The following is a 23855-nucleotide window of genomic DNA, read 5'->3' on the forward strand; positions in this document are numbered from 1 at the left end:
TCAGGCCACCAACAACGGTGCCAGCCAGGCGATCTCGGCCGGCAACTGCGAACTCCAGAAACTCGCGTCGTGCCCGCCCGGCGAGAATCCACCGGCCGGCGGATGCGGCAGCTGGGCGATGAACTGTTTGGTCGCCGAATAGAACGGATCGCTGTTGCCGCAGTCGATCCGGACCGGGATCGAGCCCAACGCGGGCAACCCCCACACCGAGTTGGCCGCGAAGTCATCCGCGCCATCGAAGGCGCCCGGTGCCGTCGCACCCGAGGACGTCCACAACGCCGGGCTGACCGCGCAGATCGCCGCGGTGCGCGCCGGACCCAGCCGGGAACCCAGCAGCAGGGCACCGTAACCGCCCATCGACCAGCCCAAAAACCCCACCCGCGAGGTGTCCAGACCCTGCGAGTCCAGCATCGGGATCAACTCGTCGAGCACCATGGCACCGGCATCCGAGCCGGAGGCCCGCTTGTGCCAGTAGTCGCCACCACCGTCGACCGCGACCACTGCGAACGGCGGAATACCGGCCTGCACAGCCTGAGCCAACCCGTCGACCACCCCGCCGGCCATCACGGTCGCGGCGTCACTGCCCTTGCCGTGCAGCGCGATCACCGGACGCAACGGCGCGGTCTGGCCCGGTGGCCGGGCGATGGCCCAATTGGTCGACACCCCGCCCCGGGCCGCCGACGCGAACGATCCGGTGACGTAGGTCGGCGCAACGGCCGCGGGCGGCTGCGGCGGCGGAGCCAATGGAGCGCCGACGCTCGTCATGCTCACCGGACGGGCCGACACCGCCGGACGACTCAGCGTCGACCCCAGTGCGAAGGCACCGGCAACCCCGGCCGCGGTGCCGGCTCCCAGCCGCAGGAGGGTGCGGCGACTCAGCTCTGCCATGGGCGCCATCATGCCATCGCCTCATCGATGGGCCCTCGCTGAGGAATGCCTACTGATTGCGTGAAAGCCGCTTGCAGCTGCGCGTTTGCTGGCAGCATTGGGCCGTGATCACCGCAGCCACCCCCAAGGGTGAGCGGCGGCGTTGCGCGTTGGTCAGCGCCGCCGCCGATCTGCTGTGTGAAGGTGGATTCGACGCCGTCCGGCACCGTGCGGTGGCCCAGAGGGCGGGGCTCCCGCTGGCCTCCACCACCTACTACTTCTCGTCGTTGGACGACCTCATCGAGAAGGCCGTCGAGCACGTCGGCGAACGTGAATCGCAGCAGATGCGGACCCGGGTCTCGGCCCTGTCGCGCCGTCGGCGCGGTGCCGATGCCACGGCGGACCTGCTGGTCGATCTCCTGGTCGGTGACGGCACCCGGGTCTCCGAACAACTGATCTCGCGCTATGAGCGGTACATCGCCTGCGCCCGTCAGCCTGGGCTTCGTGATGTGCAGCGTCGCATCCTGCGGCAGCGCTCGGCCGCCGTCGTGGAGGTGGTGGAGCGTTCCGGCCGTTCGGTCCGGGCCGAGCTGCTCACCGCGCTGGTCTGTGCGGTCGACGGGGCGGTGGTGGCGTCGATGGTGGGGGACGGCGACGGGCCACGCGCCACCGCCCGCGCCACGCTGGTCGATGTCATCGACGTGCTGGCCCCGTACGACGTGGTAATCCATAGTTGATGGAACTTGGAAAACTAACGCGTCCAATAGGTTTCGTGACCGTTGTCGTGCTGGCCGCAGGGTGCTCGGGCAACGACAAGGCCGCAACGCAGACCGCCACCCCCATCCGCCCGGCCACCCAGGTGGTCGCCACCGTGGCGATGCCGTCGATGCCCGGCGGTATCGCCGTGGACCCTGCGACCCACAAGATCTACGTCGCCACCCCCGAGGACAACGCGATACAGGTGGTCGACCCGGAATCCCGAAAGATCGTCGGGGTCATCACCAGCGCCACCCACCCCGTCCTGCTGCAGATCGACCCGGCGAAGAACCGGCTGTACTCGGCGAACTACGCCGAGACCAACGGTGACGGCGGCAGCGTTGAGCTGATCGACCTGGGCACCGCGCAGGTGACGGCAACCATCCCGGTGGGCAATCGGCCGCTGCTGGCGGTCGACACCGATGCCGACGTCGCCTACAGCATCAGTGCCAAAGACTTCACCCTTTCGGTCATCGACCCGGAACAGGCGGTGGTCACCTCGACAGCCGCCCCGCCGCCGGGGCAGCTGACCGGCGTTTCGGCGATCACCGTCGACCCCGCGAACCACACGCTGTACGCCGCAGATCAGGTGCAGCACCTCGTCGCCGCAGTCGACCCCAACACCGGCACCGCCACCCCGGTCGCCGATGTCGGCGATCAGCCGGGCGCGGTAGGTGTGGACCCGTCCACCCACCTGATCTACACACTTGATTACGGCACGGGCCGGGGCGCGGTCTCGGTGGTCGATCCGACCACACACCAGAAGATTGCCAACCTGCCCGCCGGGGACGGTCCTACGAATATCGCCATCGACGCGGCCGGGCACCTGGCGTATGTGACCAACAACGGCGGGTCGGTATCGGTCCTGGACCTGGCCTCGCGATCGCTGGTCAGTGACGTAAGGGCCGGCCAGGCACCGACGGCGGTGGCGGTCGACCCGCAGACGCACACGGTGTACGTCGGCAACGTCGGGGACAAGACGCTCTCGGTGATCGCGCCGTTGGGTGACCGCTGAGTTTCGTCGACCGTAAACTGTGTGGACGTGAGCATTCCCAATGTCCTGGCCAACCGTTACGCCAGCGACGAGATGGTGGCCATCTGGTCGCCGGAGAACAAGATCGTCGCCGAACGTCGCCTGTGGTTGGCGGTACTGACGGCCCAGTCCGAGATGGGTGTGTCGGTACCCGAAGGGGTACTGGCCGATTACGAACGCGTGCTGGAGCAGGTCGATCTGGCCTCGATCGCCGCCCGGGAACGCGTGACGCGCCACGACGTCAAGGCCCGCATCGAGGAGTTCAACGCCCTCGCCGGCCACGAGCACGTGCACAAGGGCATGACGAGTCGCGACCTCACCGAGAATGTCGAGCAGCTGCAGATCCGGCAGTCCCTCGAGCTGGTGTTCTCGCACGGTGTCGCGGTGGCGGCCCGGCTGGCCGAGCGGGCCGCGCTGTACCGCGACCTGGTGATGGCCGGTCGTTCGCACAATGTTGCGGCGCAGGCCACCACGTTGGGCAAGCGGTTTGCCTCGGCGGCCGAGGAGACGTTGATCGCGCTGAACCGGTTGCGTGCGTTGATCGACGGGTACCCGCTACGCGGCATCAAGGGCCCGATGGGCACCGCGCAAGACATGCTGGACTTGTTCGGTGGTGAGGTGTCGAGGTTGGCCTCCTTGGAGCGCCGGGTCGCCGAATTCCTGGGATTCACCGAGGTTTTCACCTCGGTGGGCCAGGTGTACCCGCGGTCGCTGGACCACGACGTGCTGTCCGCGTTGGTGCAGTTGGGCGCCGGGCCGTCGTCTTTCGCGCACACCATCCGCCTGATGGCCGGCCACGAACTGGTGACCGAGGGTTTTGCGCCCGGTCAGGTGGGCTCGTCGGCCATGCCGCACAAGATGAACACCCGTTCCTGCGAGCGGGTCAACGGCCTGCAGGTGGTGCTGCGCGGCTACGGCTCGATGGCCGCGGAACTGGCCGGGGCGCAATGGAATGAGGGCGACGTCTTCTGTTCGGTGGTGCGCCGCGTGGCACTGCCCGACGCGTTCTTCGCCATCGACGGACAGATCGAGACGTTCCTGACGGTCCTCGACGAGTTCGGCGCCTACCCAGCGGTGATTCAGCGTGAGCTGGACCGCTACCTGCCGTTCCTGGCCACCACCCGGATCCTGATGGCCGCGGTGCGAGCCGGCGTCGGCCGGGAGACCGCGCACGAGGTGATCAAGGAGCACGCCGTCGCCGTGGCACTGGCGATGCGCGAAAAGGGTCAGGATCCAGACCTTTTGGACCGGTTGGCGGGCGATCCGCGGCTGCCGTTGGACCGCGCCGCGCTGGACGGGGCACTGGCCGACAAGCAGGCCTTCAGCGGTGCGGCCGGGGATCAGGTCGACGGCGTGATCGTGGCGGTGGACGAGTTGGTCTCGCGTTACCCCGAGGCGGCCAAGTACACCTCGGGCGCCATCCTGTGACTTTGGCCGGGGTTGATCTGACCGACCTCGACAACTTCGCGTCGGGCTTTCCGCACGCGCTGTTCGAGCGACATCGCGCCGAAGCCCCGGTGTACTGGCACGAACCCACCGAGAACACGCCCGACGGCGAAGGTTTCTGGTCCGTCGCGACCCATGCCGAAACCCTTGCAGTGCTGCGTGATCCGGTGACGTTCTCGTCGGTGAGCGGTGGCTCGAGGCCATTCGGCGGCACCCTGATCCAGGACCTGTCCATCGCCGGGCAGGTGCTCAACATGATGGACGACCCGCGGCACGCCGAGATCCGCCGGTTGGTGTCTTCCGGCCTGACGCCTCGGATGATCGCCCGGGTCGAGGACGACCTACGGGTGCGGACAACCGCGCTGCTGTCCGGGATCACGCCGGATGTGCCGTTTGACTTCCTGGTCGACGTGGCCGCGGAACTACCCATGCAGATGATCTGCATCTTGATGGGAATTCCCGAATCACAACGACATTGGCTGTTCGAGGCGATCGAGCCGAGCTTCGACTTCGGCGGTTCCCGCAACGCCGCCATCACCCGGTTGTCCGTGGAGGAAGCCAGCTCGCGGATGTACACCTTCGGCATGGAGCTGATCTCGTCCAAGCGGGAGCAGCCCACCGACGACATGCTGTCGGTGGTGGCCAACGCCGAAGGCGTCTCGGACATCGAGGTGTATCTGTTCTTCAATCTGCTGTTCAGCGCCGGCGCCGAGACCACCCGCAACTCGGTGGCCGGTGGCTTGTTGGCACTGTGCGAAAACCCTTCGCAGCTGGCACTTTTACGGTCGGACCCGGCCCTGCTGCCGACCGCGGTCGAGGAGATGGTGCGCTGGACGTCGCCGTCGCCGTCAAAACGGCGCACTGCGACGTGCGACGTCGAGTTGGGTGGCTGCCGCATCGAAGCGGGCCAGAAGGTGGTGGTCTGGGAGGGCTCGGCGAATCGCGATTCGCTGGTGTTCGCCGCTGCGGGCACCTTTGACGTGACTCGTAAACCGAACCCGCACTTGGGTTTTGGGCAAGGCGTGCACTACTGCTTGGGTGCCAACCTGGCCCGGCTGGAGCTGCGAGTGTTGTTTGAGGAGCTGCTTGTGCGGTTCGCGCAGATCCGGGTGGTCGAGCCGCCGGAGTGGACTCGCAGCAACCGCCACACCGGTCTGCGCCACCTGCAGGTGGCCCTTTCCGCGTCCAGGCTTTCTCCAGGGTGAATTGATTGACGTCGACCTGGCGTAGCCGGAACGCCTTGGCGCAGCCGGTCAGATACTTCATGTAGCGGTCGTAGACCTGCACTGATTGCAGCTCGATCGCCTCGTCGCGGTGCGCTTCGAGCGCCGCGGCCCACAGATCGAGGGTCTTCGCATAATGCAGCCGCAGTGATTGGACCTGGGCCACCCTGAACCCGGCAGCGGTCGCGTGCTGATCGACCATCGCGGTCGACGGTAGACGGCCGCCCGGGAAGATCTCGGTCATCATGAATTTGATGAACCTGGCCGCCTCAAAGGTCAGCGGTACACCGAGTTCTTTGGCATAACGCAAGTCCACGCCGCAGATGGTGTGCAACATCATGACGCCGTCAGGGGGCAGCGCGTCATAGGCCATCTGAAAGAACGCCGGGTAGCGCTCGTGGCCGAAGTGCTCGAAGGCGCCGATGGACACGATCCGGTCGACTGCTTCGTCGTATTGTTCCCAGCCCGCCAGCAGCACCCGCCGGGAGCGGGCGGTATCCACTTCGCCGAGCAGCTTCGCCACGTGCGCCGCCTGATTCTTGGACAGCGTCAATCCGACGACCTCGACGTCATAGGCCTCGACCGCGCGTTTCATCGTTGCGCCCCAACCACATCCGATATCGAGCAGCTTCATGCCCGGCGTGAGGCCCAGCTTGCCGAGCGACAGGTCGATCTTTGCCAGCTGCGCTTCTTGCAGCGTCATGTCGTCGTGTTCGAAATATGCACAGCTGTAGGTCTGACTCGGGTCGAGGAACAGCCGGAAGAAGTCGTCCGACAGGTCGTAGTGCGCTTGGACATCTGCGAAATGGGGTTTGAGATGGTCGGCCATAATTTTCCTTTCCCCAGAAAGTGCAAAGACCCTAGGGGAGGTATCGGGCATACAGATGCGTGATGGACCCAGCAACAGTGCCGGTCCTTGTTTACGTGCGATGCTCACGATCGACTTGTGATGCAAGCGCGGGCTGTCTGCTGAACCCGACTACCTGTATTCGTTGCCAGATGCCCATTGGACGGCTGCGTCGCCGACATCGGACCTGGTACCGACCAGAACCAGTGAATCAACCACTCGGCCGATAGGCAAGAGTGAACTCGGCCTCAGCGATACAACAGCGTCACTGCGGAGCCGCGCGGGTGAGGCGGATGCCGGCGGACCGCAGTTCCAGGGCGGCCAACTTCCGGATGGCAATCGCGTCACGGGTCTGCCAGGCGGCCACCGGATCATCGGAAATCTCGCTGAGCTGCGCCATCGGTCGATTGGCGAGTGCCCGCAAGGCCAGCAGCTGCTCGCCGGCGGCGGTGGAAGCCAGCGTCACTGTCGTCCATTTGCGCCGGAAGAACCGCAACCGCAGGAACAGCCAGGGCATCGCCACGGCGAGGATCGGCGGCAGTGCCACCGCCAGGCCAAGCACCCAGGCCAGCCAACTCGCGGTGCTGTCGAGGCTGCCACCGGCTCCGGCGATATCGGAGGCCGCGCTGCCGGCAGCCCGCAGCGGCGTGCTCAACGAGCCGCCCAGTAGCGGGATACTGCCGGCGCTGTGGCCGGCCGAAGCGAGCCCTTGAGCCACCCCGGCCGCGCCGTCGTGCACCTGGCGGCCCACCTCGGAGATGGTCGCCACCGCGCGGTGCACGGCCAACCCCACGATCACCCAGATCGCCGTCCAGACCGTGGCGACGACGTCGCTGACCAGTTGGGCCAGCAGCCGGCCTGGCGTGGTGGCGTACGGCACGTAGCGTGAACTCATGGCAGCTATCCCAACAGATAGTCTGTGCCGATGCGTCCAGCTTTGTCCGACTACCGGCACCTGACCAGCGGCAAGGTCCGAGACCTGTACCGGATCGACGACGGCCACCTGCTGTTCGTCGCCTCCGATCGCATCTCGGCATACGACTACGTGCTGGACAGCCAGATTCCTGACAAGGGCCGGGTGCTGACGGCCATGAGCGTGTTCTTCTTCGACTACCTGGCCGAACAGGTGGGTGCGCGTAACCACCTGGCCGGCCCGCCCGATGACCCTCGCATCCCGCAGCAGGTACTGGGCCGGGCTTTGGTGGTCCGCGAACTGGAGATGCTTCCGGTGGAATGCGTGGCACGTGGCTACCTGACCGGCTCGGGGCTGATCGATTACCGAAACACCGGCGAAGTGTGCGGCATTGCGCTGCCGGCCGGCTTGACCGAGGCCAGCAAGTTCAGCGAGCCGCTGTTCACCCCGGCGACCAAGGCCGAGATCGGCGAGCACGACGAGAACATCAGCTTTGCCGCCACCGAGGAATTGGTGGGCACGGCGCGCGCCGTACAGCTGCGTGACGAGACGCTCAAGGTCTACGAGGCTGCGGCGGCACACGCACTGACTCGTGGAATCATCTTGGCGGACACCAAGTTCGAGTTCGGGCTGGACGCCGACGGTGAGCTGGTGCTGGCCGACGAGGTACTCACCCCGGACTCGTCGCGGTACTGGCCGGCCGACAGTTACTCGGTGGGGCAGGTGCAGCCCAGCTATGACAAGCAGTTCGTCCGCAACTGGCTGACCGGACCGGAATCCGGCTGGGACCGCTATGGGGACACCCCGCCGCCGGCTCTGCCGGAGGCCATCGTGACGGCGACGCGGGCGCGTTACATCGAAGCCTACGAACGTATCTCGGGCCACCGCTTCGCCGATTGGATCAGCGCATGAGCGAGGCCGGCCGAGTGAATCAACAGCCTGCGACCGCCCCGCCGATTGCCAAGCGTGTCGACACGAAGCGGGAACATCACGGCGACGTCTTCACCGACCCCTATGAGTGGATGCGCGACAAGGCCGACCCGGAGGTGATTGCCCACCTCGAAGCCGAGAACGCCTACACCGATTCCGTCACGGCGCCGTTGGAGTCGTTGCGGCAGAAGATCTTCGACGAGATCAAGGCGCGCACCAAGGAAACCGACCTGTCGATTCCCAGTCGGCGCGGCGACTGGTGGTACTACGGACGCAGCTTCGAGGGCAAGCAATACGGTGTGCACTGCCGTTGCCCGATCACTGACCCCGACGACTGGAACCCGCCGCAGTTCGACGAGCACACCGAGATCCCCGGTGAGCAGATACTGCTCGACGAGAACGTCGAGGCCGAAGGGCACGACTTCTTCTCGCTCGGAGCGGCCACGGTGAGCCTGGATGCCAGCATCCTGGCCTATTCGGTCGATACCGTCGGCGACGAGCGATACACCCTGAAATTCAAGAACTTACGTACCGGCGAGCTGTACGACGACGAGATCGTGGGGATCGGCGCCGGGGCCACCTGGGCCGCCGACAACAAGACGATCTACTACGTCACGGTCGACGAGGCGTGGCGACCGGACACCGTGTGGCGCCACCGATTGGCGTCCGGACTGCCCGCGCAGAAGGTCCATCACGAGGCCGACGAGCGGTTCTGGATCGGTATCGGGCGCAGCCGCAGCGACAAGTACGTGTTCATCGCCGCCGGCAGCGCGGTGACCACCGAGGTTCGCTACGGCGATGCGTCCGACCCGGAAACCAGCTTCACACCTGTTCTGCCACGCAAAGATTCGGTGGAATACGACGTCGAACATGCGGTGATCGGTGGCCAGGACAGGTTCCTGATCGTCCACAACGACGGCGCCGAGAACTTCACCCTGGTCGAGGCTCCTGTCGAGGATCCGACGAACATGCGGACCCTGATCGAGCACCGTGCCGACGTCCGGCTCGACGGTGTCGAAGCCTTCGACGATCATCTGGTGGTCAGCTACCGCAGCGAAGCCTTGCCGAGAATTCAACTGTGGCCCTTTGATTCTGCTGGCAATTTCGGGCACCGGACGGACGTCACCTTCGAGTCCGAGTTGATGTCGGTGGGTACCGCGGGCAACCCGAACTGGTCAGCGCCGCGGCTGCGGGTCGCGGCCACGTCGTTCGTCGTCCCGGTGCGGATCTACGACCTGGATCTGGCCACGGGGGAACGAATCCTGTTGCGCGAGCAGCCGGTGCTGGGTGACTACCGGCCGGAGGACTACGTCGAACGTCGGGACTGGGCGGTGGCCGCCGACGGGACGAAGGTGCCGCTGTCGATCATTCACCGCGCCGACGCGACACTTCCGGCGCCGGCGTTGCTGTACGGCTACGGTGCCTATGAGTCGTGTGAAGACCCCCGGTTCTCGATCGCCCGGCTATCGTTGTTGGATCGCGGCATGGTGTTCGTCATCGCCCATGTGCGCGGCGGTGGCGAGATGGGCCGAGGCTGGTACGAACACGGCAAGCTGCTGGAGAAGAAGAACACCTTCACCGATTTCATCAGTGCCGCAGAGCATCTGGTGGCATCGGGGGTGACCCGGCCGGAGAATCTGGTGGCGCTCGGCGGCAGTGCCGGCGGTCTGCTGATGGGCGCGGTGGCCAACATGGCGCCGCGGCTCTTCGCCGGAATCCTGGCGCAGGTTCCGTTCGTCGACGCGCTGACCACCATCCTGGACCCCTCGTTGCCGCTCACTGTCACCGAGTGGGACGAGTGGGGTAATCCGTTGGCGGACAAGGACGTCTACGAGTACATGAAGTCCTACACGCCGTACGAGAATGTCACTGCGCAGGACTACCCGGCGATTTTGGCGATGACCTCGCTCAACGACACCCGGGTGTACTACGTTGAGCCGGCGAAATGGGTTGCCGCCCTGCGGTATAGCAAGACCGATGCGCACCCGGTGCTGCTAAAGACCGAGATGGCGGCCGGTCACGGCGGCACCAGCGGGCGCTATGAACGCTGGAAGGAAGCGGCATTCCAGTACGCGTGGGTGCTAGCCACCGCAGACCCCGACGAATATCGCGGCGGCTAGGAACGCCACCTCCAGGGCGGTCCGGACGCCCAACTTCGAGGTCATCGAGGCCGGCGGGTCGGGCATCCTGGCTGCGTAGACGTTCGCCGGGAACATGGCCAGCATCAACAGGAAAAGGCAACCGGCCGCGGCGACGCGGGTGGGCGGGAACAGCAGTCCGACCGCGCCGACCAGTTCCAGTACGCCGGTGACGGTCACCAACAACCCGGGCGAGGGTAGCCGCGGTGGAACGATGGCGATCATGTCGCGGCGCATACCGGGCGTGAAATGTGCGAACCCGGTCATGATGAACATCAGGGCCAATCCGGCTGCGACGGCGCTCGGCCAGCTGTCGAGGTAGGCCGCCCCGAGCCATCCGGCGAGTCGTGCGGCCACGCTGCCCAACACGAGTACGAGGAGTACGGCCATAATCGATACCTCCGTGAACTTGTCGGTGACAAGATAAGCGTAACGGAGAACTAGTCGATGTCAAGATCTGGGTTACCATGGGTCATGACCAAGCAGGGCTACCACCATGGCGACTTGAAGGCCGTCATTCTTCGGAGCGCGGCGGAGTTGGTTGCCGAAAACGGTGCCGACGGTATCTCGCTACGCGAATTAGCCCGCGCCGCAGGCGTTTCGCATGCGGCGCCGGCGCATCACTTCACCGATCGCCGCGGGTTGTTCACCGCCTTGGCTGCCGAAGGCTTCGCGCTCCTGGCCGAGGCGCTGCGCGAGTCCCGCCCGGATTTCATCGACGCCGCCCGTGCCTATGTCCGGTTCGCCGTCGAACACCCCGGCCACTATCGGGTGATGTTCGACGGGTCGCTCTTCGATGCTGCCGATCGGGCGTTGTGTGCGGCACAGGAGGCCGCGTCGGTCGAGCTGAACGCCGGCATCGGCACGCTCACCGATGCCCAGGCTCGGTCGGATCCGGACGGCGCAGCGTTGGCGGCCTGGTCGTTGGTGCACGGGTACGCCATGCTGCGGCTCAACGGCGCGGTCGGCGCGGACGCGGATCCGGTCGACACCGCCGAACGGATCGCCCGAATCCTGTTCGCCGGCTGACGCATATCCCTGCCCACCCAATTCGCGAGGCCTAGTACGTTGGCGGTCATGGCACTGACCGATATTCCACTGACCACCCTCGACGGCACTCCCACCTCGTTGGCCGACTACGCCGACGGCGCAGTGCTGGTGGTCAACGTCGCCTCCAAGTGTGGGCTGACCCCGCAGTACGCGGCATTGGAACAACTCGCACGCGACTACAAAGACCGCGGATTGACGGTCATCGGCGTGCCGTGCAACCAGTTCATGGGCCAGGAGCCGGGCAGCGCCGAGGAGATTCAGCAGTTCTGCTCGAGCACCTTCGGCGTTACTTTCCCGCTGCTGGCCAAGTCCGACGTCAACGGCGACGACCGGCACCCGCTGTATGCCGAACTCACCCAGGCGGCGGATGCCGACGGTGCGGCCGGCGACATCCAGTGGAACTTCGAGAAGTTCCTGCTGGCTCCGGGCGCCGCCGTGGTCAACCGGTTCCGCCCCACCGTCGCGCCGGATTCACCCGAGGTCATCGCCGCTATAGAAGCGGTCTTACCCGGTTAACTCGCACCAGATCGTCAACTGCCACCCACGTGGTGGAAACCGTCGGGACACCTGACGTTGCCATAATCGAGACGTGGCTGGGCAGCTGATCGTCTCGATCTCGGGCATCCGGGACCGCACGCTGAATGATGTCGCGGACCTGTGCGCCGAGTTGGACGCCCGGAACGTGCCGGCATCGCTGTTGGTGGCGCCGCGGCTCAAGGGCGGCTACCGACTCGACGCCGACCGCCCCACCGTCGACTGGCTGCGAAGCCGCCGCGCCGACGGAGATGCCGTGGTACTGCACGGCTTTGACGAGGCAGCCACCAAGAAACGCCGCGGCGAGTTCGCGACGCTGCAGGCGCACGAGGCGAATCTGCGACTGATGGGCGCCGACCGCGTGCTCGAACACCTGGGCCTGCGTACCCGGCTGTTCGCAGCCCCGGGCTGGACGGTGTCGCAGGGCACGGTGACGGCATTGCCGCGCAACGGCTTCCGTCTGCTCGCCGGCGTCAGCGGCATCACGGATCTGGTGCGCGGCACGACGGTTCGGGCGCGCGTTCTGGGTATCGGTGAGGGGTTCCTGACCGAGCCATGGTGGTGCCGGACGTTGGTCCTGGCCGCCGAACGCACCGCACGGCGCTCGGGAACCGTGCGCGTCGCCGTCGCTGCCGGACAGTTGGGCCGGCCCGGCCCGCGGCAGGCGGTGCTGGACTCCATCGACCTGGCCCTGATGCACGGTTGTGGTCCGCAGGTCTATAGCTGGGAGCCCTATCCGGCGCTCACCGACGCCGCCTGACGCGAAATCACTCGGGCGGATGGCCGGCCGGTTCGGGCGCAGGTATTGCCGATGTTCCGCCCAGCGCTCGAGTCAGCACATCGGGCCCAGCGGCGAGGATCGCGAAGCACACCATCGAGGTGGCGTACAGCGCTCCACCGACGATATCGGTGAAGTAGTGAAAGTGGTTGCTGGCCATGCCGATTGAACCGAACACGCTGAACGCGGTCGCAGCCGCGCAGGTCCACCATCTGATGCCGACGGCCAGCACCAGCATCGAGGTCACGGTGATGACCGCGGTGGTGTGCCCGCTCGGGTAAGCCAGGAAGCCTTCCCAGCGCCGGTCGAAAAGGCCCTTGAGCATCCGGGCGCCGATGATCGAGACCAGCGGACAGAGAGCCATCACCGCTGCCGTACGCCACAGCCGGCGGCGCAGCGTGAGGCCCACGGCTATGGCGAGCAGCGGGACCAACACCCAGACCCGGTTGAACAGCAACATCCAGCGCGGGTGCGGCCCGAGGCATTCCCGCGACACGGCCGTGAACCACTGGTCGACCGGGGTCGTCCCCGGCCCGACCAGACTGCCCACCACCACCATGGCGGTCAGGCCGACCAGGGGCCACCACCAGAGGAATCGTCGCACCGTCAGAACTCTGTCCCGCTCTCCTGGACGAGCACCCGGAAATCGGTATCGGTCATCTCGGTCAGCCGGCCGTAGTAGATCCCGGTCGCCACTTCGGCGACCACGCCTTGGTGGATCGGCACCGCGTGCTGCGGGGCCACCGCGCGCAGGAAATCGACCGCCTCGGAGATTTTCATCCACGGCGCGGCGGCGGGCGCGGCCAGCACCTCGATCGGCTCGTCGGGTACGTACAGCGCATCGCCGGGATGCATCAGTCGCGCCGGATGCCCGGCATCACCGACCAGGTACGAGATGTTGTCGATGATCGGGATCTCCGGATGGATCACCGCGTGCTTGCCGCCGGCGCCCCGGACCGTCAGGTGCCCGATGGACAGGGTGTCGCCGACGTGCACCGGCTGCCAAGGCCCACCGAGCTGGGCCGCAGTCATCGGATCGGCGTACAGCTTGGCCTGCGGGTTTGCCTCGACCAGGGCCGGGAGCCGGGCCGGATCGGCATGGTCAGGGTGCTGATGGGTGATCAAGATGGCGTCCACGCCAGTGATGCCTTCGAAGCCGTGCGAGAAGGTGCCGGGGTCGAACAGGACCGTGGTGTCGCGGCCGGAGTCGCTGAACCGGGCGAGCAGGCAGGAATGTCCGAAGTGCGTCAGCTCCATGACTCCATTGTGCGGGCATCTGCGCGACCGAGCCGCGCCGGTAGAGTAACCCCCGAGCAATCCGACCCGAACAAAGGAGCGCGCGTGGCCCGCGTCGTTGTGCACGTGATGCCCAAGGCCGAGATCCTGGACCCGCAGGGCCAGGCGATTGGCGGGGCGCTGGGGCGTCTCGGCGTGACCGGCATCTCGGATGTCCGGCAGGGCAAGCGTTTCGAGCTCGAAGTCGATGACAGCGTGTCCGATGAGACCCTGGAGCACATCGCCGAGACGCTGCTGGCCAACACCGTCATCGAAGACTTCTCGGTGCACAGGGAGAACGCATGACCTCCAATATCGGCGGGGCGAGCGCAGCGACGGGAAAAATCGACGGGGCGAGCGCAGCGACGGGAAAAATCGGCGTCATCACCTTCCCCGGGACGCTCGATGACGTCGATGCTGCCCGCGCGGTGCGGGCGGTCGGCGGCGAGGCGGTCAATCTCTGGCATGCCGACGCCGACTTGAAAGGCGTGGACGCCGTGATCGTCCCCGGCGGCTTCTCCTACGGGGACTACCTGCGCTGCGGCGCCATCGCCAAGTTCGCTCCGGTCATGGCATCGGTGGTCGACGCAGCCGCCAAGGGCATGCCGGTTCTGGGCATTTGCAACGGTTTTCAGGTGCTGTGCGAGGCCGGGCTGCTGCCCGGCGCGCTGACCCGCAATGAGGGCCTGCACTTCATCTGCCGCGACGTGTGGCTGGAGGTGGCGGCGACGTCCACCGCGTGGAGCGGCCGCTACGAGGCCGGCGCCGACATCCTGATTCCGCTGAAGTCCGGCGAAGGCCGTTACGTCGCATCGGAGAAGGTGCTCGACGAGCTCGAGGGCGAAGGCCGGGTGGTGTTCCGCTACCGGGACAACCTGAACGGCTCGATGCGCTCGATCGCAGGGGTCAGCTCGGCCAATGGTCGGGTGGTCGGCTTGATGCCGCACCCCGAGCACGCCACCGAAGCGCTGACCGGCCCGTCTGACGACGGTCTCGGCATCTTCTTCTCCGCGCTGGATGCAGTACTGACGGCTTAGAGGCGAGCGGAGCGACGGGGAGTCGACGTAGAGGCGAGCGGAGCGACGGGGAGTCGACGTAGAGGCGAGCGAAGCGACGGGGAGTCGACGTAGAGGCGAGCGGAGCAACGGGGAGTCGACGTAGAGGCGAGCGGAGCAACGGGCCATGAGCAAGTTCGTGGTGCTGACGCTCTGGTACGTGCTCTTCGGCGTCATCGCGTTGACGGCGTTGGTGTGGAGCGTCGTCAAGGTGATCGACCGGGATTTCCTCACGACTGCCGTGGTGCTGGGTTTCGTGTCGTGCTGCGTGGGATTGATTGCCTACCTGTCGCTTCCGATGTCGGGAGTGGTCACGCCGCGCCCGGAATACGACCACATCGGCACCACGATCCGGCGGGACTCGGCGGTGGACATCTCCTACCTGCTGATCGTCGGCGGCGCCTTCGTCAGCGTGGGGACTGTGGCGCTTTTCGGCTGGTCCGGCCGCATCGACATCGCACTGCCGCCGGGACAAACCTGGTCGCGGTACGCCGGTGTCGCGGCGATGGCCACGCTGGCTCTGCTGCCGGTGCTGTGGATGACGCTGCGTCACCGCGGCACTGGCTTCGTCCGGCTGACCGAGGCCGGTATCGAGATTCTGGGCCGCGGGGGTTTGGCCTCGTGCACCTGGGATGAGGTCGTCGACATCACCAACACGCTGGCCGGTCGCATGTCATCGCCACGCGAAAAGCTCTACGTGGTCAAGCGGAAAGGGCCCGAGCTGTCCACCACCGCCGACGCCTACACCCCGGGCGGCGATGCCCTGCGCCGGTTCGTCCGCTTCTATCTGATCTACTCCGACTATCGCTACGAACTCACCGACGGCAGTGCGGTGGACCGGTTCTGGGCCGAGAACCAGTGGATCCAGAACTAGGCCTTTAGGTGCCCAGTGCCACCGACGCCTCTGCGGTGTAGCACAGGAACGTCAAGGTCTCCTGCAGATACAACTGCACGTTGTCGGCATCGTGCGACAGGTAGCCGATCGTCACGTCGGTGCCCAGATGCAGATCGAAATCGCCTCCGCGCGTGGACAATACGAACGCACCGTCGATGGCCGGCGCCCAGATGATGTCCCCGTCGACCAAACGGTTGAGGTGCTCGAGCAGCGGATAACCGTGCTCGGTGGTCTCACTGACCTTGGTGTACGCCTCGGCCGACAGCAGCACCGAATACGGGCCGTCCACGCCCGCCAGCCGCAGTTCGGACAATGCCTGCGAGATGACGTCCGGGTAGCCGCGCGGGTCGTCGGGCAGCGCCAGCGCGGGGTTGGAACTGGCCGCGCGGATACCGTCGATCTGCGCCGCCGGGTAGCCCTCGAAGATCGCCCGGTCCTCGGCGAAGGCCAGCTGCTTGGCGGCCTCCTTCACCGGATCCCAGTTCGAATCCTGCGAACCGCGCTCGACGTCGTCGACGTCCTCGCGCGACACCGTGAACGGCACCCGCAACCGCACCAACGGCCGTGCGTCGCGCAGGTGTGCCACCACTCCGTCGCCGGGCGATGCGACCGCCAGCAGGTGGCCGGTGCTGACCGCGGCCGTCACCGGTCCGCCCGGATCGCTCACGTCGACCACCCGCCGTCCCGCGATATGCCGCTTGAAGGTGCGGGCGGCCTCCTCCTCGATCTGGTCCCAGGCGGCCGACGTGACGGGTGCCAGTTCGCGGTACAGGTTGTTCATTGCGGTTGACCTTTCAGGCTGCCGATGGACAGGTGACTGTGGTGCTCGGGAGTTGCGGCCGGTGCCGCGGGCAACGACGGGGGAGCGTCGAGGAAATCCGTTGTCGGAGTGAAGAACATGACGCCGGTGACCGGGGTCGAGAAATCCAGGATGCGGTCGGTGTTGCCGGGCGGGTCGCCGATGAACATGTTGTGCAGCATGCGTTCGGTGACGTCCGGATCGGCCGAGTAGGCGATGTAGTAGGTGCCGAATTCGGCGGAGCCGACCCGGCCGAACGGCATGTTGGCCCGCACGATCTGCAGCTGGTTGCCGTCGGCGTCGTTGATCACGTTCAGCGCCAGGTGTGAATTCGGCGGTTTCACGTCGTCGGGCATCTCGATGTCCTCGAGCTTGCTGCGTCCGATCACTCGCTCCTGCTCGGTGACAGAAAGTGAGTTCCAGCCCGTCATGTCGTGCAGGTACTTCTGCACGTGTACGTAACTGCCGCCGGAGAAGTCGGGGTCTTCGGCACCGATCTGTGCGGCGGACACCGCGTCTGGGCCGTCCGGGTTCTCGGTGCCGTCGACGAAGCCGAGCAGGTCCCGGTTCTCGAAGAACTTGAAGCCGTGCACCTCGTCGACCACGGTCACCGCGCCGTCGAGTGACCGCAGGATCTGCCCGGCCAGCTCGAAACAGACGTCCATCGCATTGGCCCGGATGTGGAACAGCAGGTCGCCCGGCGTTGACGGGGCGTGGTGGCGGCCGCCCTGCAACGCCGGGAACGGGTGCAGCTGGGCCGGCCGCGGCCCACTGAACAAGCGGTCCCAGGCGTCGGATCCGACCGACGTCACCAAGCTCAAATTGCTTGCCGGCGTGCGGAATCCGACTGCCCGCACCAAACCGGACAGGCCGGAGAGCACATCGTTGACGGCGGACTCGGCACCGTCGTCGATGGTGGCGATGAGGAAGATCGCCGCCGATGTCAGCGGGACCAGTACCGGTTGGGGGCGTGCAGGCACGCCCTCGACCCTAACGTCGTCGGCCCCCGTTTTCCGGGTAAGGGCGATGACTGTTTCTATACCGACCGGACGCGGGCACGGATCGGCCCGTCGGCCACCATGGTGAACGGCAGGGCGAGCGGGAAGCTCGTGTCGAGCGAGTGGAACTCGGTGTGCCTGACCATGGTGGCGATCGCCAGGGTGGCTTCCAGCATGGCGAAGTGGTCGCCGATGCAGGTTCGTGCTCCGGCGCTGAACGGGATGAACTGCCACCGGTCGCGGCCCTTCGACTGCTCGGGGCCGAAGCGGTCCGGGTCGAACTTCAGCGGCCGGTCCCACAACGTCGGATCGCGGTGCATCGCGTACACCCCGACCATGCAGATGGTGCCTGCTTGCACCCGGTAGCCGTCGACTTCGATGTCCGAGGTGACCGAGCGTGGGTTGATCGGGCCCGGCGGGCACAACCTGAGTGCCTCGTGCAGCACCTGGACCGTGTAGGTCAAAGCGGGAAGGTCTGCGGGGGTGAGTTCCCGGTCGCCGACGGAGGCGGCCTCGGTCCGTACCTTGTCCTGCATGTCGGGGTGGTGGCCGAGGGCCCAGAGGGCGTAGGTCAATGTCGTGGCGGTGGTGTCGTGGCCGGCGAGCATGAATACCAGGAGCTCGTTGCAGATCTCCTCGTCGGTCAAGGTATGTCCGGTTTCCGGGTCCTGCGCGGTCATCATCGAGCGCACCAGCGGCGCATCGTGGTCGGGATCGTTGCGGCAGGCATTCAGGATCGTGGTTGCCAATTCCTGCAATTCGACGACTGCGGCGCGGGCCCGATGGCGGCCGGGGGTGGGCAGCCACTGTGGCGCCTTGACGGGGCTGGTGGCTCGAGCTGTCACGTAGCTCAACGCCGTCCGAATGGGCTCGGCCATCTGGTCGGCGCGCTCGTCGAGATCGATCCCGAGCACTGAGCGTCCCAGTGCCCCCAACGTCACCCGGCGGCTTGCGGTGTCCAGATCCACCACCTCACCGTCGAACCAGCTTTCCGCGATCTTGTCGGCAGCCTGAGCCATGTGCCCGCCGAAGGCGGCGACGGTCTTCTTGGTGAAGACCGGCTGCAACATACGCCGGCGTGGCAGCCAGGGACCGTTCTTCAGCGTGAAGAGGTTCTCGCCGAACAGTTGACGAACTTCGTCATGGTTCGGCGCCCGATCGGTGGATGCCGCATATCCGCTCAGGGCGTCGTGCGCGCCCCGCGGCGAGGTCGTCATCACGATCTCCGGCATCAGCCATTTTGGCGCCAGCTTCAACCTGGTCACCGAACCGCCGGCGTCCCGCAGGACTTCCGATCCGGTGTGAAAGGTCCGTAGGGCTCGCAGCTGCCGCCGATACGGCAATGGATTTCTCGGCGCCAGCGGCAGGTCGCCAATATTGTCGCTCGAGATAATTCCGTGGGACACGAGTTGAGGATCCGCGGTCGGGCGGACGGACGCATCAGCCGAACGGCGTAGATTTCCTGGCCATGACCGGAGCTTCCGCCGCTGGCCTCTGCGCGTTCATCGATGCGTCCCCGTCGCCGTTCCATGTCTGTCTGACCGTGGCCGCCCGGCTGCGCGACGCGGGCTTCACGGAACTGGCCGAGACCTCACCGTGGCCCGCCACGCCGGGGCGGTACTTCGTGGTGCGGGCCGGGTCGTTGGTCGCCTGGAACTCCACAGAGCAGCCGCTGCCGTTCCGGATCGTGGGCGGTCACACCGACAGCCCCAATCTGCGGGTCAAACAGCACCCCGACCGCTTCGTCAGTGGCTGGCAGGTGGTGGCGCTGGAGCCGTACGGCGGGGCCTGGCTGAACTCCTGGCTGGATCGCGACCTGGGGATCAGCGGGCGGCTGTCCGTGCGTCGCGGGTCGCGGGTCGAAGACCTACTGGTGCGCATCGACGATCCGATCCTGCGGGTGCCGCAGCTGGCGATCCACCTGTCCGATGACCGCAAGGGCGTCGCCCTGGATCCGCAGCGTCACGTCAACGCAGTCTGGGGAGTCGGCACAGGAGGGCGCGACTTCCTGGCGTTTGTTGCCGGTCGCGCGGGCGTGGCGGCCGCTGACGTATTGGCCGCCGATCTGATGACGCACGACCTCGCGCCGTCCGGGTTGATCGGCGCCGGCAACGAATTGGTCAGTGCGCCAAGGCTGGACAACCAGGGCACCTGCTATGCGGGGCTGGAGGCGTTCCTGGCTGCTTCGCCCTCGGGCTTTGTTCCGGTGCTGGCCCTGTTCGATCACGAAGAAGTCGGCTCGACCTCCGATCACGGAGCCCAATCCGATTTGCTGCCAACCATTTTGGAGCGCATCGTGCTGGCTGCGGGCGGCAGCCGCGAGGACCTGTTGCGCCGACTGGCCGGGTCGATGGTGGCCTCCGGCGACATGGCGCACGCCACCCATCCGAACTACCCCGAGCGTCACGAGCCCGGGCATCTCATCGAGGTCAATGCCGGGCCCGTGCTCAAGGTGCAGCCCAACCTGCGCTACGCCACCGATGGCCGCACCGCCGCCGCCTTCGCGCTCGCCTGCGATCAGGCCGGAGTTCCGTTGCAGCGCTACGAGCATCGGGCCGACCTGCCGTGCGGGTCGACCATCGGCCCGATGACCGCCGCCCGCACCGGCATCCCCACCGTCGATGTCGGCGCGGCGCAGCTGGCCATGCATTCGGCACGCGAACTGATGGGTGCCGACGATGTCGCCGCGTATTCGGTTGCGCTGCGGGCATTTTTGTCACCGACCTGACCTACTCTGGCGGCCATGACATTCAAAGTGGAGATGGTCACCTTCGACTGCGTCGACGCGCAGGCGCTGGCGGATTGGTGGGCCGACCAGTTCGGCGGCTCAGTGCACACCCTGCTGCCCGACGAGTTCTTCGTGGTCAACATGACCGAGGGCACCAACCTGGGGTTCCAGAAGGTAGACGTTCCGACGCCGGGCAAGAACCGCTTGCACCTCGACTTCCACATCGACGGTGACGTCGACACCGAGGTGGCACGGCTCAAAGCTGCCGGCGCCACCGAAACCGAGCGGCACGCCTTCGGCGACCAGGCGCGCTGGGTGGTACTGGCCGACCCCGAGGGCAACGCGTTCTGCATCGCCGGCGCGGTATGACGAGCTGAGCGAGGAGATGTGATGGCAGATATTCGTCTTGGCGCGGTCTCGATCGACTGTGCCGACCCGGTTGAGTTGGCCGGTTTCTACCGGAACGTGTTGGAACTGGAGGAGATGTTCTCCTCGCACGACTTCGTCGCGTTGAAGGGAGCGAGCGTCCTGCTCACCTTCCAGCGAGTAGCCGAGCACCAGGCCGCGAGTTGGCCCGACGGCGCGGTGCCCAAGCAGCTGCACTTGGAGCTGGCGGTCTCGGACCTCGACGCGTCCGAAGCCCGGATGGTGGCGCTGGGCGCCACCAAGGCCGAGGTTCAGCCGAACCCGGACGGTTGGCGGGTATTGATCGATCCCGCGGGCCACCCGCTGTGCATCACCACGTTGATCCCGGAGTAGGGCACCGCGGACCCGGCTACTGACCGGCCTGTACCTCCTGCTCGGTCAGCATTCCTTGTTGCTCGGCCTGCTGGGCCTCCTGCTCGGCCATTTCATTCTGTTGTTCGGCCTCTTGCTGGGAGGCTTGCATTTCTTGCTGGTCGATCATCTGCTGATTGAGCGCTTCTTGCTCTTGCTGTGCAGCTTGATCGTTTTCTTCCTCCTGCTGCTGGGCCCAGTCGTTGTTGTCGTCGGTGTCATCGAGCGGTGCAGGAGGACGCTGTTCCGCGAGGGAACTCCAGGGGGCTGACGGGCCGGCAGCAAGCGCGACCGACGCCGGTGCGAAGGCCAGGGCGGCGGACACGGTGACCACCGTGATCGCGGCCCTGGCGAGGGTGTTTTGAGGTTTCATCGGGCAAAATTAGGTCCGCAGAGTATGGGTGACATTGGTCCTACTTAGCCGCCGGCTATGAGTGCACTCGGGTGGCGCTCGCAGGCGCTCTCTAGAATGGCTCCGTGACTGGTAACGCACCCGAAGTGGACACCGTCGAGCGCGCCGCAGCATCCCCCGATCAGCCCCAGCCCTACCGTGAGCTCGGTCTCAAGGACGACGAGTACGAGCGCATCCGGCAGATCCTGGGGCGCCGGCCCACCGATGCCGAACTGGCCATGTATTCGGTGATGTGGAGCGAGCACTGCTCCTACAAGTCGTCCAAGGTGCACCTGCGCTACTTCGGCGAGACCACCACCGACGAGATGCGGGCCGGCATGCTGGCCGGCATCGGCGAGAACGCCGGCGTCGTCGACATCGGCGACGGCTGGGCCGTCACCTTCAAGGTCGAATCGCACAACCACCCGTCGTACGTCGAGCCCTACCAGGGCGCGGCCACCGGCGTCGGCGGCATCGTCCGCGACATCATGGCCATGGGTGCCCGCCCGGTCGCCGTCATGGACCAGCTGCGCTTCGGCGCGGCCGACGCACCTGACACCCGACGAGTGCTCGACGGTGTGGTCCGCGGCGTCGGCGGTTACGGAAACTCCCTGGGACTGCCCAACATCGGTGGCGAGACCATCTTCGACCCCTCCTACGCGGGCAACCCGCTGGTGAACGCCCTGTGCATTGGCGTGCTCCGCAAGGAAGACCTGCACCTGGCGTTCGCCTCGGGTGCCGGCAACAAGATCATCCTGTTCGGTGCCCGCACCGGCCTGGACGGCATCGGTGGTGTCTCGGTGCTGGCGTCGGACACCTTCTCCGGTGATGAGTCGGGTGCCGGCCGTAAGAAGCTGCCTTCGGTGCAGGTCGGCGACCCGTTCACCGAGAAGGTACTCATCGAGTGCTGCCTGGAGCTGTACGCCGCTCATTTGGTGGTCGGCATCCAGGACCTTGGTGGTGCCGGATTATCCTGTGCCACTTCGGAATTGGCGTCTGCCGGCGATGGTGGCATGCACATCGAACTGGATCAGGTGCCGCTGCGCGCCACCGGTATGACCCCGGCGGAGGTGCTCTCCAGCGAATCGCAGGAGCGCATGTGCGCCGTCGTCACCCCGGAGAACGTCGACGCCTTCATGGCCGTCTGCCGCAAATGGGACGTGCTGGCCACCGTCATCGGTGAGGTCACCGACGGCGACCGGCTGCGCATCAGCTGGCAGGGGGACACCGTGGTGGACGTGCCGCCGCGCACGGTTGCCCACGAGGGGCCGGTCTATCAGCGCCCGGTGCAGCGCCCCGATACCCAGGACGCACTCGTCGCGGACACCTCCGCGAAGCTGCCCCGGCCGACCACCGGCGATGAATTGCGTGCCACGCTGCTAAAGCTGGTGGGCAGCCCGCACCTGTGCAGCCGGGCTTTCATCACCGAGCAGTACGACCGCTACGTCCGCGGCAATACCGTGCTGGCCGAGCACGCCGACGGCGGGGTGCTGCGCATCGACGAGGCCACCGGTCGCGGTGTGGCGATCTCCACCGACGCCTCCGGTCGCTACACCCAGCTCGACCCGTACACGGGTGCGCAGCTGGCGCTGGCCGAGGCCTACCGCAACGTCGCCGTCACCGGCGCCACCCCGGTCGCCGTCACCAACTGCCTCAACTTCGGCTCGCCGGAGGATCCGGGCGTCATGTGGCAGTTCTCCCAGGCCGTCCGCGGTCTGGCGGATGGTTGTGCGGCCCTTGGCATTCCGGTTACCGGTGGCAACGTCAGCTTCTACAACCAGACCGGCTCGACGGCCATCCTCCCTACTCCGGTGGTGGGTGTGCTGGGTGTCATCGACGACGTGCACCGGCGCATCCCGACCGGCTTCGGCACCGAACCGGGAGAGACGCTGATACTGCTCGGCGACACCCGCGACGAGTTCGACGGCTCGGTGTGGGCCCAGGTCACCGGCGATCACCTCGGTGGTGTCCCGCCCAAGGTCGACCTGGACCGCGAGAAACTGATCTCCGAAGTGCTGACGGCCGGCTCACGCGACGGACTGCTGTCCGCGGCTCATGACCTGAGCGAGGGCGGGCTGATCCAGGCCGTCGTCGAATCGGCGCTGGCCGGCGAAACCGGTTGCCGCGTCCTGCTTGCCGAGGATGCCGATCCGTTCGTGACGCTGTTCTCCGAATCGGCGGGCCGAGTGCTGGTCGCGGTGCCGCGCACCGAGGAAAGCCGGTTCATGGCCATGTGCGAGGCCCGCGAGTTGCCGGCCGTGCGCATCGGCGTGGTGGACCCGGGCAGCGATTCGGTCGAGGTGCAGGGTCAGTTCACCGTGACGCTGGACGAACTGCGCCGGGTCTCCGAGAGCGTGCTGCCCGCCCTGTTCTCCCATGAGTGATGTCGGTGCGCTACGTCCCGCTGAGCGAGACGTAGCGC

At 66.5% G+C, this 23855-nt stretch carries 25 protein-coding genes and 1 pseudogene; 16 read left to right on the forward strand and 10 right to left on the reverse strand.

From position 1 onward, the window contains the following. Entirely contained in the window at positions 1–900 is a 900-nt protein-coding gene (locus ABIA30_RS15180) for an alpha/beta hydrolase (protein WP_370066710.1), read from the reverse strand. Positions 901–992: 92 nt separating this feature from the next. On the opposite strand from ABIA30_RS15180, the gene ABIA30_RS15185 reads away from it, so the two are divergent. The 4 genes from ABIA30_RS15185 to ABIA30_RS15200 are packed head-to-tail and all read left to right on the forward strand — an operon-like array spanning position 993 to position 5307. Next, positions 993–1604, forward strand: coding sequence for a TetR/AcrR family transcriptional regulator (locus ABIA30_RS15185; protein ID WP_370066712.1), 612 nt, complete (start codon positions 993–995; stop codon positions 1602–1604). A 35-nt stretch (positions 1605–1639) separates the two neighbouring features. Further along, entirely contained in the window at positions 1640–2638 is a 999-nt protein-coding gene (locus ABIA30_RS15190; protein ID WP_370066714.1) for a YncE family protein, read from the forward strand. Positions 2639–2665: 27 nt separating this feature from the next. Then, complete coding sequence (purB, locus tag ABIA30_RS15195; RefSeq protein ID WP_370066716.1) at positions 2666–4084, forward strand: adenylosuccinate lyase; 1419 nt, start codon at positions 2666–2668, stop codon at positions 4082–4084. Further along, the gene (locus tag ABIA30_RS15200) at positions 4081–5307 is read left to right on the forward strand and encodes a cytochrome P450 (protein ID WP_370066718.1); all 1227 of its coding nucleotides are present in this window, start codon (positions 4081–4083) and stop codon (positions 5305–5307) included. Before purB ends, ABIA30_RS15200 begins: the two co-directional genes overlap by 4 nt. On the opposite strand, the pseudogene ABIA30_RS15205 reads toward ABIA30_RS15200, so the two are convergent. Continuing rightward, positions 5294–6154 (reverse strand): annotated as a pseudogene (locus ABIA30_RS15205) (cyclopropane mycolic acid synthase family methyltransferase); the annotation flags it as partial. The gene ABIA30_RS15200 and the pseudogene ABIA30_RS15205 sit on opposite strands and share 14 nt — an antisense overlap. 283 nt (positions 6155–6437) lie before the next feature. After that, positions 6438–7067 carry a hypothetical protein gene (locus tag ABIA30_RS15210; RefSeq protein ID WP_370066720.1) on the reverse strand — a complete coding sequence of 210 codons (630 nt, stop codon included), beginning with the start codon at positions 7065–7067 and terminating at the stop codon, positions 6438–6440. 30 nt (positions 7068–7097) lie between these two features. Between ABIA30_RS15210 and ABIA30_RS15215 the strand changes: the two genes are divergently transcribed. Further along, positions 7098–7997 carry a phosphoribosylaminoimidazolesuccinocarboxamide synthase gene (locus tag ABIA30_RS15215; RefSeq protein ID WP_370066722.1) on the forward strand — a complete coding sequence of 300 codons (900 nt, stop codon included), beginning with the start codon at positions 7098–7100 and terminating at the stop codon, positions 7995–7997. Beyond that, positions 7994–10135: a S9 family peptidase gene (locus ABIA30_RS15220; protein WP_370066724.1), complete on the forward strand. Its 2142-nt coding sequence runs from the start codon at positions 7994–7996 to the stop codon at positions 10133–10135. The genes ABIA30_RS15215 and ABIA30_RS15220 overlap by 4 nt, the downstream gene beginning before the upstream one ends. Here ABIA30_RS15220 and ABIA30_RS15225 read toward each other — a convergent pair. Next, positions 10097–10543, reverse strand: coding sequence for a hypothetical protein (locus ABIA30_RS15225; protein WP_370066726.1), 447 nt, complete (start codon positions 10541–10543; stop codon positions 10097–10099). The genes ABIA30_RS15220 and ABIA30_RS15225 overlap by 39 nt on opposite strands. Before the next feature lie 84 nt (positions 10544–10627). On the opposite strand from ABIA30_RS15225, the gene ABIA30_RS15230 reads away from it, so the two are divergent. From ABIA30_RS15230 to ABIA30_RS15240, 3 genes are all read left to right on the forward strand, one after another. Then, a complete protein-coding gene (locus ABIA30_RS15230; RefSeq protein WP_370066728.1) occupies positions 10628–11182 on the forward strand; it encodes a TetR/AcrR family transcriptional regulator in 555 nt (184 codons plus the stop codon). Positions 11183–11230: 48 nt separating this feature from the next. Beyond that, positions 11231–11719, forward strand: coding sequence for a glutathione peroxidase (locus ABIA30_RS15235; RefSeq protein ID WP_370066730.1), 489 nt, complete (start codon positions 11231–11233; stop codon positions 11717–11719). A gap of 73 nt (positions 11720–11792) precedes the next feature. Then, on the forward strand, positions 11793–12497 hold the full coding sequence (locus tag ABIA30_RS15240) for a DUF2334 domain-containing protein (protein WP_370066732.1): 705 nt from the start codon (positions 11793–11795) through the stop codon (positions 12495–12497). A gap of 7 nt (positions 12498–12504) precedes the next feature. Here the strand turns inward: ABIA30_RS15240 and ABIA30_RS15245 are convergent, their stop codons facing one another. Then, positions 12505–13119 carry a hypothetical protein gene (locus ABIA30_RS15245; RefSeq protein WP_370066734.1) on the reverse strand — a complete coding sequence of 205 codons (615 nt, stop codon included), beginning with the start codon at positions 13117–13119 and terminating at the stop codon, positions 12505–12507. A gap of 2 nt (positions 13120–13121) precedes the next feature. Then, on the reverse strand, positions 13122–13772 hold the full coding sequence (locus tag ABIA30_RS15250) for an MBL fold metallo-hydrolase (RefSeq protein WP_370066736.1): 651 nt from the start codon (positions 13770–13772) through the stop codon (positions 13122–13124). Between the two features lie 84 nt (positions 13773–13856). On the opposite strand from ABIA30_RS15250, the gene purS reads away from it, so the two are divergent. From purS to ABIA30_RS15265, 3 genes are all read left to right on the forward strand, one after another. Beyond that, a complete protein-coding gene (purS, locus tag ABIA30_RS15255) occupies positions 13857–14096 on the forward strand; it encodes a phosphoribosylformylglycinamidine synthase subunit PurS (RefSeq protein WP_370066738.1) in 240 nt (79 codons plus the stop codon). Then, positions 14093–14827 carry a phosphoribosylformylglycinamidine synthase subunit PurQ gene (purQ, locus tag ABIA30_RS15260; RefSeq protein ID WP_370066740.1) on the forward strand — a complete coding sequence of 245 codons (735 nt, stop codon included), beginning with the start codon at positions 14093–14095 and terminating at the stop codon, positions 14825–14827. Before purS ends, purQ begins: the two co-directional genes overlap by 4 nt. Positions 14828–14972: 145 nt before the next feature. Further along, entirely contained in the window at positions 14973–15719 is a 747-nt protein-coding gene (locus ABIA30_RS15265) for a hypothetical protein (RefSeq protein WP_370066742.1), read from the forward strand. A 4-nt stretch (positions 15720–15723) separates the two neighbouring features. Here ABIA30_RS15265 and ABIA30_RS15270 read toward each other — a convergent pair whose 3' ends face one another. The 3 genes from ABIA30_RS15270 to ABIA30_RS15280 are packed head-to-tail and all read right to left on the reverse strand — an operon-like array spanning position 15724 to position 18943. After that, positions 15724–16521 (reverse strand): family 1 encapsulin nanocompartment shell protein, encoded by a 798-nt coding sequence (locus ABIA30_RS15270; protein ID WP_370066744.1) that lies wholly within the window; start codon positions 16519–16521, stop codon positions 15724–15726. Beyond that, complete coding sequence (locus ABIA30_RS15275; RefSeq protein WP_370066746.1) at positions 16518–17519, reverse strand: Dyp-type peroxidase; 1002 nt, start codon at positions 17517–17519, stop codon at positions 16518–16520. The genes ABIA30_RS15270 and ABIA30_RS15275 overlap by 4 nt, the downstream gene beginning before the upstream one ends. Positions 17520–17575: 56 nt before the next feature. Beyond that, positions 17576–18943, reverse strand: coding sequence for a cytochrome P450 (locus ABIA30_RS15280; protein ID WP_370066748.1), 1368 nt, complete (start codon positions 18941–18943; stop codon positions 17576–17578). 62 nt (positions 18944–19005) lie between these two features. On the opposite strand from ABIA30_RS15280, the gene ABIA30_RS15285 reads away from it, so the two are divergent. From ABIA30_RS15285 to ABIA30_RS15295, 3 genes are read left to right on the forward strand one after another with little or no spacing between them, the layout of a single operon-like run. Next, positions 19006–20265 carry a M18 family aminopeptidase gene (locus ABIA30_RS15285; protein ID WP_370066750.1) on the forward strand — a complete coding sequence of 420 codons (1260 nt, stop codon included), beginning with the start codon at positions 19006–19008 and terminating at the stop codon, positions 20263–20265. Between the two features lie 15 nt (positions 20266–20280). Further along, positions 20281–20634: a VOC family protein gene (locus ABIA30_RS15290; RefSeq protein ID WP_370066752.1), complete on the forward strand. Its 354-nt coding sequence runs from the start codon at positions 20281–20283 to the stop codon at positions 20632–20634. A 21-nt stretch (positions 20635–20655) separates the two neighbouring features. Then, complete coding sequence (locus tag ABIA30_RS15295) at positions 20656–21024, forward strand: VOC family protein (RefSeq protein WP_370066754.1); 369 nt, start codon at positions 20656–20658, stop codon at positions 21022–21024. 16 nt (positions 21025–21040) lie between these two features. Here the strand turns inward: ABIA30_RS15295 and ABIA30_RS15300 are convergent, their stop codons facing one another. Further along, entirely contained in the window at positions 21041–21415 is a 375-nt protein-coding gene (locus ABIA30_RS15300) for a hypothetical protein (protein WP_370066756.1), read from the reverse strand. Between the two features lie 125 nt (positions 21416–21540). Between ABIA30_RS15300 and purL the strand changes: the two genes are divergently transcribed. Continuing rightward, positions 21541–23817, forward strand: coding sequence for a phosphoribosylformylglycinamidine synthase subunit PurL (purL, locus tag ABIA30_RS15305; protein WP_370067114.1), 2277 nt, complete (start codon positions 21541–21543; stop codon positions 23815–23817). The last annotated feature ends 38 nt before the right edge of the window (positions 23818–23855 follow it).

It is taken from the genome of Mycobacterium sp. MAA66, assembly GCF_041261665.1.
GTDB lineage: Bacteria > Actinomycetota > Actinomycetes > Mycobacteriales > Mycobacteriaceae > Mycobacterium.

Bases quoted from the DNA above. Each gene is read 5' to 3' on its own strand.
- ABIA30_RS15180 (WP_370066710.1), bottom strand. From the start codon at position 900: ATGATGGCGCCCATGGCAGAGCTGAGTCGCCGCACCCTCCTGCGGCTG.
- ABIA30_RS15210 (WP_370066720.1), bottom strand. From the start codon at position 7,067: ATGAGTTCACGCTACGTGCCGTACGCCACCACGCCAGGCCGGCTGCTG.
- ABIA30_RS15215 (WP_370066722.1), top strand. From the start codon at position 7,098: ATGCGTCCAGCTTTGTCCGACTACCGGCACCTGACCAGCGGCAAGGTC.
- ABIA30_RS15220 (WP_370066724.1), top strand. From the start codon at position 7,994: ATGAGCGAGGCCGGCCGAGTGAATCAACAGCCTGCGACCGCCCCGCCG.
- ABIA30_RS15225 (WP_370066726.1), bottom strand. From the start codon at position 10,543: ATGGCCGTACTCCTCGTACTCGTGTTGGGCAGCGTGGCCGCACGACTC.
- ABIA30_RS15230 (WP_370066728.1), top strand. From the start codon at position 10,628: ATGACCAAGCAGGGCTACCACCATGGCGACTTGAAGGCCGTCATTCTT.
- ABIA30_RS15235 (WP_370066730.1), top strand. From the start codon at position 11,231: ATGGCACTGACCGATATTCCACTGACCACCCTCGACGGCACTCCCACC.
- ABIA30_RS15250 (WP_370066736.1), bottom strand. From the start codon at position 13,772: ATGGAGCTGACGCACTTCGGACATTCCTGCCTGCTCGCCCGGTTCAGC.
- purQ (WP_370066740.1), top strand. From the start codon at position 14,093: ATGACCTCCAATATCGGCGGGGCGAGCGCAGCGACGGGAAAAATCGAC.
- ABIA30_RS15265 (WP_370066742.1), top strand. From the start codon at position 14,973: ATGAGCAAGTTCGTGGTGCTGACGCTCTGGTACGTGCTCTTCGGCGTC.
- ABIA30_RS15270 (WP_370066744.1), bottom strand. From the start codon at position 16,521: ATGAACAACCTGTACCGCGAACTGGCACCCGTCACGTCGGCCGCCTGG.
- ABIA30_RS15285 (WP_370066750.1), top strand. From the start codon at position 19,006: ATGACCGGAGCTTCCGCCGCTGGCCTCTGCGCGTTCATCGATGCGTCC.
- ABIA30_RS15290 (WP_370066752.1), top strand. From the start codon at position 20,281: ATGACATTCAAAGTGGAGATGGTCACCTTCGACTGCGTCGACGCGCAG.
- ABIA30_RS15295 (WP_370066754.1), top strand. From the start codon at position 20,656: ATGGCAGATATTCGTCTTGGCGCGGTCTCGATCGACTGTGCCGACCCG.
- ABIA30_RS15300 (WP_370066756.1), bottom strand. From the start codon at position 21,415: ATGAAACCTCAAAACACCCTCGCCAGGGCCGCGATCACGGTGGTCACC.